The organism is Salinicola salarius (genome assembly GCF_003206135.1).
In the GTDB taxonomy this organism is placed as follows: Bacteria; Pseudomonadota; Gammaproteobacteria; order Pseudomonadales; family Halomonadaceae; genus Salinicola; species Salinicola salarius.
The window spans coordinates 1-17,457 of sequence record NZ_PZJT01000012.1 but is presented as its reverse complement, the minus strand read 5'-3'; the positions used below and the strand labels follow the sequence as shown (position 1 = coordinate 17,457).

General features: G+C 61.5%; 12 protein-coding genes. 7 read left to right on the top strand and 5 right to left on the bottom strand.

Annotation, left to right across the window (positions count from 1 at the left end):
- Positions 1-5: 5 nt before the first annotated feature.
- The 5 genes from DOM32_RS12305 to dnaA all read right to left on the bottom strand — a co-directional run bounded on the left by DOM32_RS12305 (position 6) and on the right by dnaA (position 8,184).
- Positions 6-1,214: an ABC transporter substrate-binding protein gene (locus DOM32_RS12305; RefSeq protein WP_110635020.1), complete on the bottom strand. Its 1,209-nt coding sequence runs from the start codon at positions 1,212-1,214 to the stop codon at positions 6-8.
- A gap of 457 nt (positions 1,215-1,671) precedes the next feature.
- Positions 1,672-4,086, bottom strand: a complete 2,415-nt coding sequence (gene gyrB, locus DOM32_RS12300) for a DNA topoisomerase (ATP-hydrolyzing) subunit B (protein ID WP_071232448.1) — start codon at positions 4,084-4,086, stop codon at positions 1,672-1,674.
- Positions 4,087-4,105: 19 nt separating this feature from the next.
- Positions 4,106-5,191, bottom strand: coding sequence for a DNA replication/repair protein RecF (gene recF, locus DOM32_RS12295; RefSeq protein WP_110634871.1), 1,086 nt, complete (start codon positions 5,189-5,191; stop codon positions 4,106-4,108).
- Positions 5,192-5,432: 241 nt separating this feature from the next.
- Positions 5,433-6,536, bottom strand: a complete 1,104-nt coding sequence (dnaN, locus tag DOM32_RS12290) for a DNA polymerase III subunit beta (RefSeq protein ID WP_071232450.1) — start codon at positions 6,534-6,536, stop codon at positions 5,433-5,435.
- Between the two features lie 169 nt (positions 6,537-6,705).
- Entirely contained in the window at positions 6,706-8,184 is a 1,479-nt protein-coding gene (gene dnaA / locus DOM32_RS12285) for a chromosomal replication initiator protein DnaA (RefSeq protein WP_071232451.1), read from the bottom strand.
- 606 nt (positions 8,185-8,790) lie between these two features.
- Here dnaA and rpmH point away from each other — a divergent pair.
- The 7 genes from rpmH to ggpS form a co-directional block, all read left to right on the top strand.
- Positions 8,791-8,925, top strand: a complete 135-nt coding sequence (gene rpmH, locus DOM32_RS12275; protein ID WP_019019264.1) for a 50S ribosomal protein L34 — start codon at positions 8,791-8,793, stop codon at positions 8,923-8,925.
- 11 nt (positions 8,926-8,936) lie between these two features.
- Positions 8,937-9,320, top strand: a complete 384-nt coding sequence (rnpA, locus tag DOM32_RS12270; protein ID WP_083387420.1) for a ribonuclease P protein component — start codon at positions 8,937-8,939, stop codon at positions 9,318-9,320.
- A 105-nt stretch (positions 9,321-9,425) separates the two neighbouring features.
- Positions 9,426-11,114: a membrane protein insertase YidC gene (gene yidC / locus DOM32_RS12265; RefSeq protein WP_071232453.1), complete on the top strand. Its 1,689-nt coding sequence runs from the start codon at positions 9,426-9,428 to the stop codon at positions 11,112-11,114.
- A 133-nt stretch (positions 11,115-11,247) separates the two neighbouring features.
- Entirely contained in the window at positions 11,248-12,618 is a 1,371-nt protein-coding gene (mnmE, locus tag DOM32_RS12260; RefSeq protein WP_110634868.1) for a tRNA uridine-5-carboxymethylaminomethyl(34) synthesis GTPase MnmE, read from the top strand.
- A 189-nt stretch (positions 12,619-12,807) separates the two neighbouring features.
- Positions 12,808-13,887 carry a lipoate-protein ligase LplAB gene (locus tag DOM32_RS12255; RefSeq protein ID WP_110634865.1) on the top strand — a complete coding sequence of 360 codons (1,080 nt, stop codon included), beginning with the start codon at positions 12,808-12,810 and terminating at the stop codon, positions 13,885-13,887.
- Between the two features lie 122 nt (positions 13,888-14,009).
- Positions 14,010-15,392, top strand: coding sequence for an MFS transporter (locus DOM32_RS12250; protein WP_338095128.1), 1,383 nt, complete (start codon positions 14,010-14,012; stop codon positions 15,390-15,392).
- A 142-nt stretch (positions 15,393-15,534) separates the two neighbouring features.
- A partial coding sequence (gene ggpS, locus DOM32_RS12245) for a glucosylglycerol-phosphate synthase (RefSeq protein WP_110634859.1) occupies positions 15,535-17,457 on the top strand: 1,923 nt, incomplete at its 3' end.

Genomic DNA, 17,457 nt, shown 5'->3' with positions numbered 1-17,457 from the left:
GATCATCAGGACGTGGCGCTCTGTATCGCCGCGGCCAGCTGCTCGGCGGCAACATCGCTGGGCATGTCGCTGTTGACGAAGGAGGAAATGATGTCGAAGACGGCATTCTTGACGGACGCCGGCGCGGCGTAGCCATGCGCCATGCTGCCCATCAGCGTGTGGTTCTTCGCGGCAGCCTGAACCTGCTCGTAACCGCTCTGGGCACAGGCATCCAGCTTGTCGGCGGAAAGATCCATGCGCGCCGGCACCGAGCCCTTGATCTGGCTGAAGGCGATCTGGAACTCGGGTGAGCCGATGATCTTGGCCATGGTCTGCTGCATCTTCTGCTGTTCGGCGTCATCGGTATCGAACATGATCATCAGATCGCTGTTGAAGGTCACGGCATCCTGCGTGCCTGGCGTCCGGAAGCACATGAAGTCCTTGCCCGGCTCGAGGTTGGCATTGAGGAACTCGCCCTTCGCCCAGTCACCCATGATCTGATAGAGCGCCTTGCCGTTGATGACCATCGCCGTAGCCAGATTCCAGTCGCGGCCGGGAGAATTGTCGTCTTTGTACTTCAACAGTTCGCGCAGATGATCGAAGGCCTGGGTCATGGTGGCGGAATCGAGCGCCTGCGGGTCGAGATCGATCAATGCCTTGCGATAGAAATCGGCACCGCCAGTCGCGAGGACCACGTTCTCGAACACCGTAGAGTCCTGCCATGGCTGGCCGCCGTAGGCCAGACCGATATAACCCGCGTCCTTGGCCTTTTTCATCGAGGCGATGAAATCGTCCCAGGTCTTGGGCTGCTCGATGCCCAATTCGTCCATCAGCGACTTGTTGGCCCAGACCCAGTTGGTCGAATGGATCTCGAACGGCGCGCCGATCCAATGGCCATCGTACTTGGCGAATTCCTGCAGCGGCTGCGGAAAGACTTCGTTCCAGTTTCCTGCCTTGGCAACCTCGTCGAGCGAACTCAGCGCATCGCGCTGGGCCCAGTCCTGCGCGTCGTAGCCGAGTACCTGCGCTGCCGTCGGCGGGTTGCCCGAGGTGATACGCGAGCGCAGCACAGCCATGGCGTTGGTACCGGCACCGCCAGCTACCGGCATGTTCTTCCAGCCGATGCCCTGATCCGACAGGCCATCCTTCAATGCGCCCAGCGCCTTGGCTTCACTACCCGAGGTCCACCAGTTGAGAACCTCGACCTGATTATCCGTTGAAGTATCAGCCGCCATCGTATTCGTGGATAGCGCCAAAGCGAATGGAAGTAGCGCAAATCCCAGACGATTGACGAGGGCCCTATTGTGATTGCTGTGCATCCCTTAATTCCTCTTTTTGTGGGGCAACATCTAGTTCTTTTACGAAACGACCCACCTCATTTGGCGCACCAAGTGGGATAATTAAGACTATTACCTAACTGCGTTTACCTAACAATACAACCATGGACGCACACTCGATCGCTGTGATCCCGGTTCGATAACGCCGCCACGCATGCAATGCGGTTTATGGGTGACTATTGCCTGGTGCTACGTCCTAAGTCGTATCGACTAATGCGCTATATCACGAGGCCCGAACTCCTCGATCTTTCTCTCGCACCCTACCTCTCTCGCCTTGCAACAGCGCACAAAAAAGCGGCCCATCCCGAAGGATGAGCCGCTCTTTGTTGATCAGGCTCGATTGGCCAAAGGAACATTACACGTCCAGATTGGCCACCAGCGCGAAACGCTCGATGAAGTCGCGTCGCGGCTCGACTTCGTCTCCCATCAGCGTGTTGAACATCTGATCGGCGGCGACGGCATCCTCGATGGAGACACGCAGCATGCGTCGAGAGCCCGGGTCCATGGTGGTTTCCCACAGCTGGTCCGGGTTCATCTCGCCCAGCCCCTTGTAGCGCTGAATACTGAGGCCGCGCTGCGCTTCCAGCATCAGCCACTCGAGCGCATCGTAGAAATTCGCAATGGGCTTCTGACGTTCGCCACGGGCGATATAGGCGCCCTCTTCGATCAAGCCATCGAGCGTCTCGCCCAGATTGGCCAGCGCGCGATAATCCGCGCTGCGGAAGAAGTCGATACCCCAGACATAATCCGTGGTCACGCCATGGGCGGTGAGCGCCACGCTCGGCATCCACAGGCCGCGTTCGGTATCTTCCTGGAGCTGGAAGGTATAGCGCGGGCCGCCTTCGTGGGCGATCAGCGAATCCATCTCGACCTGCAGCGCATCGATCCAGGTCTGCATGGTGCCCCGATCGTCGAGATTGCTCTCGTCGAGCTTGGGAGCATGCACCATCTTGCGCAGCACGGCGTTGGGATAGACCCGCGACAGACGGTCGATGCGCTTCATCACGTCGCGATACTGATTGACCAGCGCTTCCAGATGCTCGCCGGCAATGCCCGGCGCATCGGCATTGACGTAGAGGCGGCCGCCATCCAGTGCCGTGGTGGTGAGATAGTCGGTCATCGCCTGCTCGTCTTTCAGGTACATCTCCTGCTTGCCGCGCTTGATCTTGTAGAGCGGCGGCTGGGCGATGAACACGTGGCCGCGCTCGATCAGTTCCGGCATCTGACGGAAGAAGAACGTCAACAGCAGCGTGCGGATGTGGGAACCGTCGACGTCGGCATCGGTCATGATGATGATCGAATGGTAACGCAGCTTGTCCGGGTTGAACTCCTCGCGACCGATCCCGCAGCCCAGCGCGGTGATCAGCGTACCGACCTCGGCGGACGAGAGCATCTTGTCGAAGCGCGCCTTCTCGACGTTGAGGATCTTGCCCTTGAGCGGCAGGATCGCCTGGGTACGACGATCACGGCCCTGCTTGGCGCTGCCGCCGGCCGAATCACCCTCGACCAGGTAGAGCTCGGAGAGGCTCGGATCCTTCTCCTGGCAGTCGGCCAGCTTGCCCGGCAGCCCGGCGATGTCGAGCGCACCCTTGCGTCGTGTCATGTCACGGGCCTTGCGCGCGGCTTCACGGGCGCGCGCAGCGTCGATCATCTTGTTGACGATCGCCTTGGCTTCGTTGGGATGCTCGATCAGGTAGTCCGAGAACTGCCGGCTCAACTCCTGATCCACCGCCGTCTTCACCTCGGAAGAGACCAGCTTGTCCTTGGTCTGCGAAGAGAACTTGGGATCCGGTACCTTGACCGAAATGATGGCCGTGAGACCTTCGCGGGCATCGTCACCGGCCGTCGCGACCTTGGCCTTCTTCTGGATATCTTCCGCTTCGATATAGCTATTGAGCGTTCGCGTCAGCGCCGCGCGGAAACCCGCCATGTGGGTACCGCCGTCGCGCTGCGGAATGTTGTTGGTGTAGCAGAAGACGTTCTCGGCGAAAGTGTCGTTCCACTGCATCGCCACTTCGACGACGATGCCATCCTCGCGCTGCGCCTCGAAGTGAAACACCGGATTGAGCGCGGTGCGGTTGACGTTGAGGTGATCGACGAACGCCTTGAGACCGCCCTCGTAATGAAACAGCTCTTCCCGCCCGTCGCGCTCGTCGACCAGACGAATGGCCACGCCGGAGTTCAGAAACGAAAGCTCCCGCAGGCGCTTGGCGAGAATGTCGTAGTGAAACTCGATGTTGGCGAAGGTGTCGCTCGACGGCTTGAAGCTGATCTGCGTACCGGATTTCTCGGTCTCGCCGACCACGCTCAACGGCGCCTGTGGCACACCGTGATGGTAGATCTGCTCGTGCACCTGGTTGTTGCGCCAGATGGTCAGCTTGAGCTGCTCGGAAAGCGCGTTGACCACCGAGACACCGACGCCATGCAAACCACCGGAGACCTTGTAGGAATTGTCGTCGAACTTACCGCCGGCGTGCAGCACGGTCATGATGACTTCCGCCGCGGAGACGCCTTCGGCGTGGATGTCGGTGGGAATGCCGCGACCGTCATCGGAAACGGTGACCGACTCGTCCGGATGGATGACGATCCGGATCTCGCTGCAATGACCGGCCAGCGCTTCGTCGATGGAGTTGTCGACGATCTCGAACACCATGTGGTGCAGCCCGGTACCGTCATCGGTATCGCCGATGTACATGCCGGGACGCTTGCGCACCGCGTCCAATCCCTTGAGGACCTTGATGCTCGATGAATCGTAGGCCTGTTCGCTCATTGCTCACTCCATGGTGAAATCATTCCGAATGCAGCCGTCCGTCGGCAAGTGTCGATGCCATCACATCCGTGCTTGGCTGCCAGACGCCGGCCAGCGCCTCCTGATCGACGCTGGTGATGAAGACCTGACAATTGAGCTGCTCGAGCCACTGACAGAAGATCCGCCGGTGATTGCCGTCGAGCTCTGCCGGCAGGTCATCGATCAAATAAAGGCAGGTGCGCCCCGTCAACTGTTCGAGCAGGTGCCCCTGGGCCAGTTTCAGTGCGCTGACCACCAGCTTCTGCTGACCCCGCGACAACACTTCCACCGCAGGGTGGCGGCCGACGCGGATGCGCAGATCGGCACGCTGTGGTCCCTGCTGGGTGAAGCCCATCTGGCGATCGGTATCGCGCCCGGCCTCGAAAACCTCCAGCAGCGCCCGTTGACGATCCCATCCTCGCGAATAACGCAGGGTCAGATCCGGCAGCGGCAACAATGCCGCCAAGGTCTCTTCGAACACCGGCACGAAACGCGTCATGTAGCGTTCCCGCAAACCATCCAGCTGCTCGCTCCAGTGTGCGAGTTCACGCTCCCAGATGCGTATCGACTGAAGGTCGATTCTATCATGTCTGAGCAGCGCATTCCGATGTTTCAAGGCCCTTCTGACCCGCTTCCAGCTGTCCAGAAAGTCACGTTCAGCGTGGAAAACGCCCCAGTCGAGAAACTCGCGGCGGGCGGCCGGCGAACCCTCGAGGAGACGGAAGGCATCGGGATTGATCAACTGCAGCGGCAGCGCTTCGGCCAGTTGGGTGATCCGCGCGGCACGCTCCCCTCTGATCCGGATATCGAGCTCGGCGCTATCGCGGCGGCGGCGTACCCCGACCGGCAGTGGCGGATCGCCGGCCACCCGCCCGAACAGCGTCATCTCGTCGCTGTCATGATCGATCAGCGACTTGAGCTTCTGGGTACGAAAGGAGCGCGCCATGCCGAGGACGTGAATACCCTCCAGCAGCGACGTCTTGCCGCTGCCGTTGGCACCGCTGATCAGGTTGATATGCGGCCCGGGGGCCATCTCGAAGGCGCGCAGGTTGCGCAAGCCGTGAAAACTCAACCGATCAAGCGGCATGGATACTCGGATTGCAGGGCGAAAGGGAGTTGGATCGAAGCCGACATGGAGGGTATCCGTCTTCCGACGTCAAAGAAACTGGCGAGCGATGGCCAAGCTCGCCATCACTCGCGGGTAATCGGCGAGCGTGATGAAACACGCGGCGCACGACGCTCAAAAAGCGAGACATAACAACGGGGTTAGGCGAGCTTTGAGAGCGGCGTGCAACAAAGTGGTTCGCACGCGCAGGCATTACCCTTAATCAGAGGCGCATCGGCATGACAACGTAACGGGCATCCCCACCACCCGGCTCTTCCATCAAGGCCGAGCTGTTGGCGTCGGAGAGCGTCATCTGCATGCGATCGGCATCCAGCACGTTGAGCACGTCGATCAGATAGCCGACGTTGAAGCCGATCTCCAGCGCGTCGCCGCTGTATTCGATGCTGACGTTCTCTTCGGCCTCTTCCTGCTCGGGGTTGTTGGCCATCACCTTGAGGTTGTTCTCCTCGAGATGGAGGCGCACACCGCGATATTTCTCGTTGGAAAGAATCGCGGTACGGGCGAGGTTCTGGCGCAGCTCGCTGCGTTCGGCGATGAAGACCTTGTCGCCGCCCTTGGGGATGACCCGGTCGTAGTCGGGGAACTTGCCGTCGACCAGCTTGGAAGTGAACGTGAACTCGCCAGTGTTGGCGCGAATGTGGTTGGAGCCCAGCATCAGCTCGACCGGCTCGTCGCTGCCGTCGAGCAGGCGGGTCAGTTCCAGCACGCCCTTGCGCGGCACGATCAGCTTGCGCGAGGTTTCCATCTCGATATCGGCGCTGCGTTCGCAGACTGCCAGACGGTGCCCGTCGGTGGCCACCGTGCGCACCAGGTGATTCGCCAGCTCCAGCAGCATGCCGTTGAGGTAATAGCGCACGTCCTGCTGCGCCATCGCGAACGAGGTCGCGTCGATCAAGTACTTCAGCGTCCCGCGCGGCAGCGACAGCGTGGTGTCGTTCTGGCCATCCTCGATGTTGGGGAACTCGGCCACCGGCAGCGTGGAGAGCGTGAAGCGCGAGCGTCCGGCACGCAGCACCACGCGCCCGTCTTCCAGCGAAAAGCTGATGGCGGACTGATCCGGCAGCGACTTGCAGATATCCATCAACTTGCGCGCCGGCACCGTCACCGAGCCGGGCTCGTCGACCAACTCCGGCGTCGCACGGCCGATCAGTTCCACCTCGAGATCGGTACCGGTCAGCGCCAGCTGATCGTTCTGCACTTCGATCAGTACGTTGGAGAGCACCGGCAGCGTCTGGCGGCGCTCGACCACCCCGGCCACCAGCGTCAGCGGGCGCAGCAGGGCTTCGCGAGAGATGGAAAATTTCATTGGGGCTCCGTTGTTGGTTCAATAAGCCTGAAGTCGAATCCAGTAACCGGTGGATCGATCCTGATCATGAGAATAGACGGCGAGAGCCGTCGGGCCGCGCCGCCCCATTCTTGCCTCGGCGGGCGCCACCCGCAATCCCTGTGGTGGCGGAAGTTGGCGGGATGCCGACTCAACTCGTCAACAGCCGCAGCAGATTCTTGTAATCCTCGCGGATGTCCGCGCTCTCTTCCTTCAGGGCCACGACCTTGCGGCAGGCGTGCAATACGGTGGTGTGATCGCGTCCACCAAAGGCGTCGCCGATTTCCGGCAGGCTATGATTGGTCAGCTCCTTGGCCAGCGCCATGGCGACCTGACGCGGACGCGCCACCGAGCGTGACCGGCGCTTGGAGAGCAGATCGGCGAGCTTGATCTTGTAGTATTCCGCCACCGTGCGCTGGATGTTCTCGATGCCGACCTGCTTGTCCTGCAGCGCCAGCAGATCCTTGAGCGACTCGCGGATGAAATCCTGGGTGATCGGTTTGCCCATGAAGTGGGAGTCGGCGATCACCTTCTTGAGCGCCCCTTCCAGCTCGCGCACGTTGGACCGGATCTTCTGAGCGATGAAGAAAGCCGCATCATGGGGCAGATCGACCTCGGCCTGATCCGCCTTCTTCATCAGGATCGCCACGCGCGTCTCGAGCTCCGGCGGCTCGATCGCCACCGTCAGGCCCCAGCCGAAGCGGGATTTCAGCCGCTCCTCGACCCCGCTGATCTCCTTGGGATAGCGATCCGAGGTCAGGATCATCTGCTGGCCGCCTTCCAGCAGGGCATTGAACGTATGGAAGAACTCTTCCTGGGAACGCTCCTTGCCGGCGAAGAACTGGATATCGTCGATCAGCAGGGCATCAACGCTCCGGTAGAAGCGCTTGAAATCATTGATGGCATTGAGCTGCAGCGCCTTGACCATGTCGGCGACGAAGCGCTCGGAGTGCAGATAGACGATCTTGGCGTTGTCGCGCAGCCCTGCCAGATGATTGCCCACCGCATGCATCAGGTGGGTCTTGCCCAGACCCACGCCACCGTAGAGAAACAACGGATTATAGGCACCGCCAGGGTTTTCGGACACCTGGCGCGAGGCGGCGCGGGCCAACTGGTTCGACTTGCCTTCGACGAAGGTTTCGAACGTGAAATTGGGATTGAGCCCGCTGCCATGCTTGAGGCTGCCCTCGACCTGGACCTGACGCTGCCCTCCGCGCCGGCCGTTCTCTTCCCGTTCCCGCGAGCGGTCGACCTGTCTTTCCTCGGCCGCCTCGTCAGACCGCGTCGCCGTCTGCACACTGGGCGAGGATGGCCGTTGCGGCGGCCGACTGGGCGCGGAAACGGGGGCACCCAGATCTCGCGGAGAGACCGCGGCTGCCCGGCGACTTCCCACCGTCAAGCGCACCTTGGGCGGTTTGTTGCTGGACGCGACCTCACGCAACAGTTCGTTGATTCGCTTCAGGTACTTGTCGCTGACCCAGTCACGGACAAAACGGTTGGGCGCCAATAGACAGAGTTCGTCCACTTCGCCGTCCTCTGCCTGCAGGGGACGAATCCAGGTATTGAATTGCTGAGAGCTCAACTCATCCTGCAGCGAGTTCAGACATTGTTGCCAGAGAGCGACCGACACACGACCTCACCGAACGTTGAGAAAACGAGAATGGAAAAAACGGGCGCACATTGTAGCGTCGACCTGCCAGGTTATCCACACGAGGGTAAATTCGAGGCAATTGTGGATAAGTTGCCGTCCTTCAGGCCGAAATCTGTGGATTTTCTGGTGATAGCTGCGAATAACCTGTTGCAGGCGCTTGCCTTCATCTTCGAAGGCATCCATCCCGCCCACCGCTAATGCGCAACTTCCCCACAACCTGAATCAACACATAGGCCTTTGTTATAAAGGGGAAAAAACAGCTTATCCACAAACATTATCCCCGTTGTTAACCACATGAGCGACAAGCCCACTTCGGAAACGGTCATCCACGGTACGCCTCCAAGGCCGATCATCGCGGGGTCGCCCAGTTCGGATCCGTTGCGGCACGAGTATCCGACCCGACACGTCAGGGCCCGCGCTTGACCCGTAACAGGGTGTGGATAATTCACGGAAAAATTGCACCGGCACCGCGGATTCACTAGAATTCCCGCTCTTGAGTCGAGTGAGCCCGCTTCCTGCAAACGTGTCGGGCACCCCGCTTCAACCCGTTTTCTTTAGAAATCAACTAATTGGGAATTAGCAGCTATGAAACGCACCTTCCAGCCCAGCGTTCTGAAGCGTAAGCGCGTCCACGGTTTTCGCGCCCGTATGGCCACCAAGAACGGCCGTCAGGTCATTGCTCGTCGCCGCGCCAAAGGCCGCAAGCGTCTCAGCGCCTGATCGGACGCCGAGTGTCCGATCAGCGTTTTCCCCGGCAGTTGCGTCTGCTGAATGCCGGGGACTACAAGCACGTTTTCGACCACGCTCCTTACAAGGTCCATGGTAAAGGATTGCTGGCGTTGGCTCGTCCCAACGCGTTGGGCCATCCGCGGATCGGGTTGATCTTCAGCAAGAAGAACGTGCGTCGTGCCGTCGACCGCAACCGTCTCAAACGCCTCGTGCGCGAATCCATCCGCCATCAGCAGCATCGTTTACCGGCCGTGGATATCGTGATACTCGCTCGGCGAGGGGTACACGAGTTGGACAACGCCAGCGTCTCTCGCCAGCTCAATGGCATGTGGAAGCGCCTGGAAAAGTCCGCTCGTCAGACGCGACAAGACGCTTCGTCATCCTGATCGGACTCCCCCGCGCCGAAAGCCGGGGCGTACCGGCGAATTTTGCCGGTCGACTGCCGATGCCCGGCGCCCACTGACCCATTCCCTTACCGGGCAGACCTCTATATGGATTTGAAACGACTCCTTTTCGTGATTCCGCTGGCCGTGCTGGCCTATCTGCTGATCATGCAGTGGAATCAAGACTATGGTCAGAACGTCGTGAACAACCCGGCGCCGGAGATGGCAGCGTCATCGGGTAACAGCGACAATGGTGAAGGCAGCGCCCTGTCCGCACCGACGGACAGCAACGGCAATGCCAAGCCGATCCAGGATGACATGCCCGCCGGCGCCGATCCGGCCCGAGGCAGCAACCTGATTCAGGTCCAGAGCGACGTGCTGGATCTGCGCATCAATCCCAACGGCGGCGATATCGTCTATGCCGCGCTGTTCGGCCATGATCAGGCGCTCGATTCCAATACGCCTTTCGTTCTGCTCAGCGACAACAACGTGCGCAGCTACGTGGCCAAGTCCGGGTTGCAGATCGAGGGGCATTCGGGTCGCATCCCGTTCACCGCCGATCAGAACAGCTACCAGCTCAGTGAAGGTCAGGACTCGATCAACGTCGATCTGCACGGTAGCGTCAACGGTGTCGACATCATCAAGCGCTTCGTCATCAATCGCGACGATTACGCCATCAAGGTCGAATATCTGATCGACAACGAAAGCCAGCAACCGGTCACCGCACGCTTCATCGGCCAGTTGGCGCGTGATCAGAGCGAAGACCCCACCAACGGCTCCGGCGTCGGTATGCACTCCTTCCTGGGTGCGGCGTTCTCCTCTCCGGACGAGAATTACAGCAAGGTCGACTTCGAAGACATTCGCAGTGGCAACTTCCAGAACCGTGACGTGAAAGGCGGCTGGGTCGCGATGATCCAGCACTACTTCACCTCTGCCTGGGTTCCGGACGCCGACCAGCAGAACCTCTACTACGGCAGCGTCGACAATCGCGATCGCACGGTCGCCGCCTTCGCCGGCCCCAACCAGACCATCGAGCCCGGCCAGCAGGCGACACTCGCCGCGACGCTGTTCGTAGGCCCGAAGGTGCAGGATCGCCTCGAAGCCGTGGCGCCTCATCTGGAGCTGACCGTCGACTTCGGCTGGCTGTGGTTCCTGGCCAATCCGCTGTTCTGGCTGCTCGAGAAGATCCATGGCCTGATCGGCAACTGGGGCTGGTCCATCGTCCTGCTGACCGTCTGCGTCAAGATCGTGCTGTTCCCGCTCGCCGCCAAGGCCTACAAGTCGATGGCGCGGATGCGCAAGATGGGCCCGGAGATGCAGCGGCTCAAGGAGCAGTACGGCGACGATCGCCAGAAGATGTCGCAGGAAATGATGAAGTTCTACCAGAAGGAGAAGATCAATCCTCTGGGCGGCTGCCTGCCGATGGTCATTCAGATGCCGGTGTTCATCGCGCTCTACTGGATGCTGATGGAGTCGGTCGAGCTGCGCCATGCGCCGTTCATGCTGTGGATCAACGATCTCTCGGCCAAGGATCCGTACTTCATCCTGCCGATCATCATGGGCGGCACCATGCTGCTTCAGCAATTCCTCAACCCGACCCCGCCGGACCCGATGCAGGCGAAGATCATGAAGATGCTGCCGATCGTCTTCACCTTCTTCTTCCTGTGGTTCCCGGCTGGCCTGGTGATCTACTGGATCGTGAACAACAGCATCTCGATCCTTCAGCAGTGGTTCATCACCAACAAGGTGTTGAAGGAAGACGCCGGCGGCGGCAAGGCCGTGAAAGCCAAAGGCTGACGCTGACGTTCGTCGCACTTCCAGACCCCCGCCCCGGCGGGGGTCTGGCGTTTTGATACCTGCCCCCGGACAATACTCGGCCAGGCTTGCCGAACGGCAATGGCCACCCTCGATCCCCAGACCGGAGACTGCCATGAACATGCCGCTCTACCGACAGGACACCATTGCCGCCCTGGCCACGCCGCCCGGACGCGGCGGCGTCGGTATCGTCCGCGTCTCGGGGCCGTCGGCCAAAGCCTTGGCGGAGACCATCCTCGGGTATCAGCCGACGCCTCGCTACGCGCACTACGGTCCGTTTCATGGCGACGCCAACGTCATCGACGAAGGCATCGCGCTCTACTTTCCCGGCCCCAACTCCTTCACCGGCGAGGACGTACTGGAACTTCAGGGTCACGGCGGCCCGGTGCTGATGGACATGCTGCTGGAACGCTGCGTGCAACTGGGCGCGCGGCTGGCGCGGCCTGGCGAATTTTCCGAGCGCGCCTTCCTCAACGACAAGCTCGATCTGGCCCAGGCCGAGGCGATCGCCGATCTGATCGATGCCAGCTCCCGCGCCGCGGCGGAAAATGCCCTGCGCTCGTTGCAGGGCGAATTCTCGCAGCGCGTTTCACAACTGGTCAGCGAGCTTATCGAACTTCGTCTTTACGTCGAGGCGGCGATCGACTTCCCCGAGGAAGAGATCGATTTCCTCGCCGACGGCGTGGTCGCCGCCAAGCTGGCGACATTGAGGCAGACGCTGGAGACCGTCCGCGCCGCCGCCAATCAGGGCTCGCTGATGCGCGAGGGCATGAGCGTGGTCATCGCCGGTCGTCCCAATGCCGGCAAGTCCAGCCTGCTCAACCGCCTGACCGAGCGCGACAGCGCCATCGTCACCGAGATCGAGGGCACTACCCGCGACGTGCTGCGCGAGCACATCCATCTCGACGGCATGCCGCTGCACGTGATCGATACCGCCGGGCTGCGCGACACGCCGGATGCCGTGGAAAGGATCGGCGTTCAGCGCGCCTGGACGGAGATCGAGAAGGCGGATCGCGTGCTGCTGCTGGTCGACGGTCGCGAGACGGAGTCGCTCGACCCGGTGGAGATCTGGCCGGAATTCGTCGAACGCTTGCCCGATCCCGGCCGGCTGACCCTGGTGCGCAACAAGATCGACCAGAGCGGCGAAGGCAGCGACTTCGACTTGTCCACAACGCCTCCGGTCATCCGGATATCGGCGGAAACCGGCGCGGGTGTGGATAACCTGAAATCCCATCTGAAGGCGGTGATGGGCTTCGATGCCACCACGGAGGGGCGCTTCTCCGCCCGCCGCCGCCATCTCGACGCACTGGAACGCGCCGCCCAGGCCCTGACTAACGGCACCGCACAGCTCGAAGGTGCCGCCGCCGGCGAACTGCTCGCCGAGGACCTGCGCGACGCCCAGCAGTCCCTCAACGAGATCACCGGCGAATTCACCGCCGACGATCTGCTCGGGGAGATCTTCGGCAGCTTCTGCATCGGGAAATAAAGCCGCAGGTTGGTCGAATCCAGCTCGGGGCAGGCGGGAAGCCGGCCGATCCGCCTGCCCGGGCATCGAACCGTCACCCGGGTCCAACGTGAGTCCTCCACCTTTCTGACAACGAGCGCCGGTCACGTCAGGCGCCAGATACCTTGTGGCTATACTGTCGACATCGAACAGCTTGGCCCAGGAGACAGAATGGTGCAGTCGGATCATGATCGCGAAGCGATCCTTCATGGTGAATACAAGGTACCGGGCGGTAAATTGCTGGTGGCGGACGTCACCGTCCGAGAGGGTCGGTTGGCCTCGGTGCAGTTGTCCGGCGACTTCTTCCTCGAGCCCGATGAGGCGCTGGAGGCGATCGATGGTGCCCTCGAGGGCGCGGCAATCGATGCCGATGCCAATACCCTGATCGCCAGAATCCAATCCGCGCTTCCGTCACAGACCGAAATGGTCGGGCTGTCCGTGCCGGCCATCGCTACCGTGATCCGTCGTGCCCTCTCGCGAACCTCGGATTGGCGGGATCACCGGTTCGGCCTGATTCACCGCGAGCCGGAATCACCGCTCCTTCACATGGCCCTGGACGAAGTGCTGACGCGCGAAGTGGCGGCGGGACGCCGCGGCCCGACACTGCGCGTGTGGGAGTGGGATCGCGCCGCGATCATCATCGGCGTGTTCCAGTCGCTGGCCAACGAAGTCGATCTCGATGCCGCGCGCGACGCCGGTATCGAGGTCGTTCGCCGTATCAGCGGCGGCGGCGCCATGTTCGTCGAGCCCGGCAATACGATCACCTGGTCGCTGATCGTGCCGGAAACGCTGGTCCAAGGGCTCACCTTCGTCGAAAGCTACGCCTTTCTCGACGACTGGGTCATTCAGGCGCTGGGCGACATAGGTATCAATGCCTGGTACGTGCCGATCAACGACATCACCTCGCCGGGCGGCAAGATCGCCGGTGCCGCCCAGAAGCGAATCAACGGCGCGGTGCTGCACCACGTCACCATGGCCTACGATATCGACGCCGACAAGCTCACCCGGGTGCTGCGGATTGGCCGCGAAAAGCTTTCCGACAAAGGCACCGCCAGCGCCGGCAAGCGGGTCGATCCGCTCAAGCGCCAGACCGGTCTCGAGCGAGAGGAGATCATTCAGCGCATGATCGACTCGTTCGCCGCCCGTTTCACACTGATGTCGGAATCGCTCACGCAAGACGAGCTGGATGCGGCACACACCTTGGCGAAGGACAAGTTCGCCAGCGAGGCGTGGACACGTCGCGTGCCTTGATTCGTCGCGGTCAGCACGGCGTCGGGCTGCTAAGCTGAATCGGGTCAGCTAGAGCGCACCATCCAGGTGCACGCCATCCAATAATATTGGTCATGGCTATAATCTTAATTCGATAATATCGTATTATAATAAATGCGATTTCCCCGAACACCCTCGTCCCTGGCACGCTTACTGCATGGAATGACTCGGGCAACCGCAAGGAGAAAGCCATGTGGTCGTTGTTACGACCCATCCGCGCGTTGCTGGGGAGCGTAGCGTTACTGCTGCTCGGCAACGGTCTGATCAATACCCTGTTGACACTGCGTGGCGCCGACGAAGGCTTTTCGACCAGCCTGATCGGCATCATCATGTCTGGTTACTTCATCGGCTTCATTGGCGGTACCTGGATCAGCGGCCGGCTGATCAAACGCATGGGCCACATCCGTACCTTCGCATTCTGTGCCGGGCTCTGTGCCTCGGCTGCGCTGCTTCACCTGATATTCATCAATCCCTGGGTGTGGCTGGGCCTCCGAGTGATCTATGGCCTTTCCTTCATCACCTTGATGACGGTGATCGAAAGCTGGCTCAACAGCCAGGCTGCCAGCCATCAGCGTGGCCGAGTGTTTGCCATCTACATGGTGGTCAACCTGGGCGCGCTGGCCATCGCCCAGCAGATCCTGCGCCTGGATAGCCCCGATGGCTTCCTGCTGTTCGCGCTCGCGTCGATCCTGATCAGTTGGGCGCTGTTGCCGATCACGATCACCAAGCGCAGCCAGCCCGTCATCCCCGCCCGACCCAAGAGCAGTCTCAAGGCACTGCTGGGGTTCGCCCCGCTGGCCGTTGCTGCCTCGGCGATGTCAGGGCTTGCCATGGGCGCGTTCTGGACGCTGACGCCGGTCTACGCCCGCAGTGTCGGGTTCGATGTCGCCGGTGTCGGCGTGGTGATGAGCTGCGCCATCGTCGGTGGCGCCCTGCTGCAGATCCCCATCGGCCGGTTCTCCGATACTCACGATCGTCCCCGCGTCATGACCTATGTCGTGATGCTCGCCGCGATCGCTGCCGCTGCCATGCCGTTCGCGCCCAATCAGATAACGCTGCTCGGGCTATATTTCATCTGGGGCGGCTTGTCGTTCTCGATCTATCCGATTGCTGTCGCCCAGTTGATCGATCAGTTGCATCCCGACGAAATCGTGGCCGGCTCAGCTGATATGCTGGTCGTTCAGGGTGCCGGTAGCGCCGTCGCTCCGATCCTGGCCGGGGTGATCATGCACAACATCGGCGACCAGGGGTTACCGCTCTACATCGCCGCGATCATGGTTCTTCTCGCAGGCTACGCCATTTATCGCCGCCGCCGTGTTTCGGTTCTGGTCAGCGGCGACACGGCCCACTTCGAACCGATGACACCGACCAGTAGCCAGGCCCTGGAAATGATGTACGACGACATTCAGAAGGATCTGTTCGCCGACCCCAGCTTCTACGAAGAGCACGAACGCCAGCGAATCGTCGAGATGGCCGGCAAGGCCTGATCCTGAATCCAGGGTCTGTTGCCGTTTCATGCACGGTCGCGCCGGAACGGCGACAGACCCTATGCCAAGTCATTCGACGAACGCACGAACCGCTCGCGCAGGGAAAATCGCCCCGGCACCGAAGGCCGGGCAGGAGGAAAACATGCTACTTGCAACCGATCTCGACGGCACCTTTCTCGGCGGTGACGCCGAAGCCCGCCTGAGTCTCTATCAGACCATCGCCGCGCATCCGGACATCAAGCTGGCCTATATCAGCGGCCGCAGCCTGGAGGCGATTCTGCCGCTGTTGTCCGACCCCACGCTACCGCAACCGGACTATATCGTCGCCGACGTGGGCGCCAGCCTCTACTTCGGTGACAGCCTGCAGCCGATCCAGCCACTGCAGAACGAAATCGAAACCCGCTGGCCGGGCGAATCACGTGTCGCCAGCGCCATGCAACGCTTCCCGGACGTGGTGCGCCAGGACGAGCCACAGCTGCGCCGCTGCTCCTATTACTGCCCACCCGAGCGCGCCAGGGACGAAGCGCTGGCCGGGCTGGCAGCGGAACTGGGCTGCGAGATGCTCTACTCGGCCGGGCGCTATCTGGATTTCCTGCCCAAAGGCGTCAACAAGGGCAGCAGTCTGCAGAAACTGGTCGAATGGCTGGAGATCGACAGCGAGGATGTACTGGTCGCCGGCGATACCATGAACGATCTCGCCATGCTTACCGCCGGCTTCAAGTCGGTCTGCGTCGGCGGGTCGGAACCGCCCCTGCTCGAGCAGACACAGAATCAGACCCGCGTCATGCACGCCGAAAAAGCGGGCTGTGCCGGCATCATCGAAGCGTTCGCCCACTTCGGTTTCCTCGGGGCTCACGGCATGGCGGCGGAGAATCGTCGCGACGAGACGCAGACCGGCAAGGCCGAACTGGTGATGGTCTATCACCGGCTGCCTTACGAAGAGTACCGGGTCGACGGCAAGATCCAGCGTCGCCGCCCGACCTCTCCCAACGGCATCATCCCGACGCTGCTGAGCTTCTTCGCCAATCAGCGGGGCTCGTGGATCGCCTGGTCGATCCACGAGGAGGACGATGCCGAGGATTTCGTGACCCACACCAGTGTCGACGCCAAACAGTACCCACTGCTGACCGCCGCCCGCGTGCCGCTGACCAAGGTACAGGTCGATACCTTCTACAAGCGCTTCTCCAAGGAGGCGTTCTGGCCGACGTTGCACACGTTCTGGGAACGCGCGCATTTCCGCGAGGATGACTGGGAAGTCTATTGCGAGGTCAACCGCGCCTTCGCCGAACGCACTGCAGAAGAGGCCGCCGAGGGCGCGCTGATCTGGATTCACGACTACAACCTGTGGATGGTGCCGGCCTATCTGCGCGAGATGCGTCCCGACCTGCGCATCGCCTTCTTCCATCACACCTACTTTCCTTCGGCGGATGTCTTCAACGTGCTGCCGTGGCGCCGCGAGATCATCGGCAGCCTGCTGCAGTGCGACTATGTCGCCTTCCATATCCCGCGCCAGGTCGAGAACTTCGTCGATGTCGCCCGCGGTGTCGTGCCGCTGAGCACGCTGTCCCGACAGAGCTGCGCGCCGCGGTTTCTGACCTACGGCTGCGCCGTCGGCCTCGAGACCATGACCACGGCCGTAGATACCGGCTCCCGCGTCGTCCGCCTGGGCGCGCATCCGGTCGGGCTGGATATCGATCGGATCAAGAATTCATTGAATCAGGAAGGCGCCAGCTCGCGCATGGCCGAGCTGCGAGAAGAGTTCAGCAAGGTCAAGCTGATCCTGTCGGTGGAACGACTCGATTACACCAAGGGCATCCTCGAGAAACTCCAGGCCTACGAGCTTCTGCTCGACGAGAACCCCGAACTACGCGGCAAGGTGACGCTGGTCAGCATCTGCGTGCCTGCCGCCCGGGAAATGACCATCTACAACGAGCTGCAGACCCAGATCGAGCAGACCATCGGTCATATCAACGGCCGCTTCGCCGACGTCGGCTGGACCCCGGTGCAGTTCTATTTCCGCGGCTTCCCCTTCGAGGAGGTGGTCGCCTGGTACGCCATGGCCGAC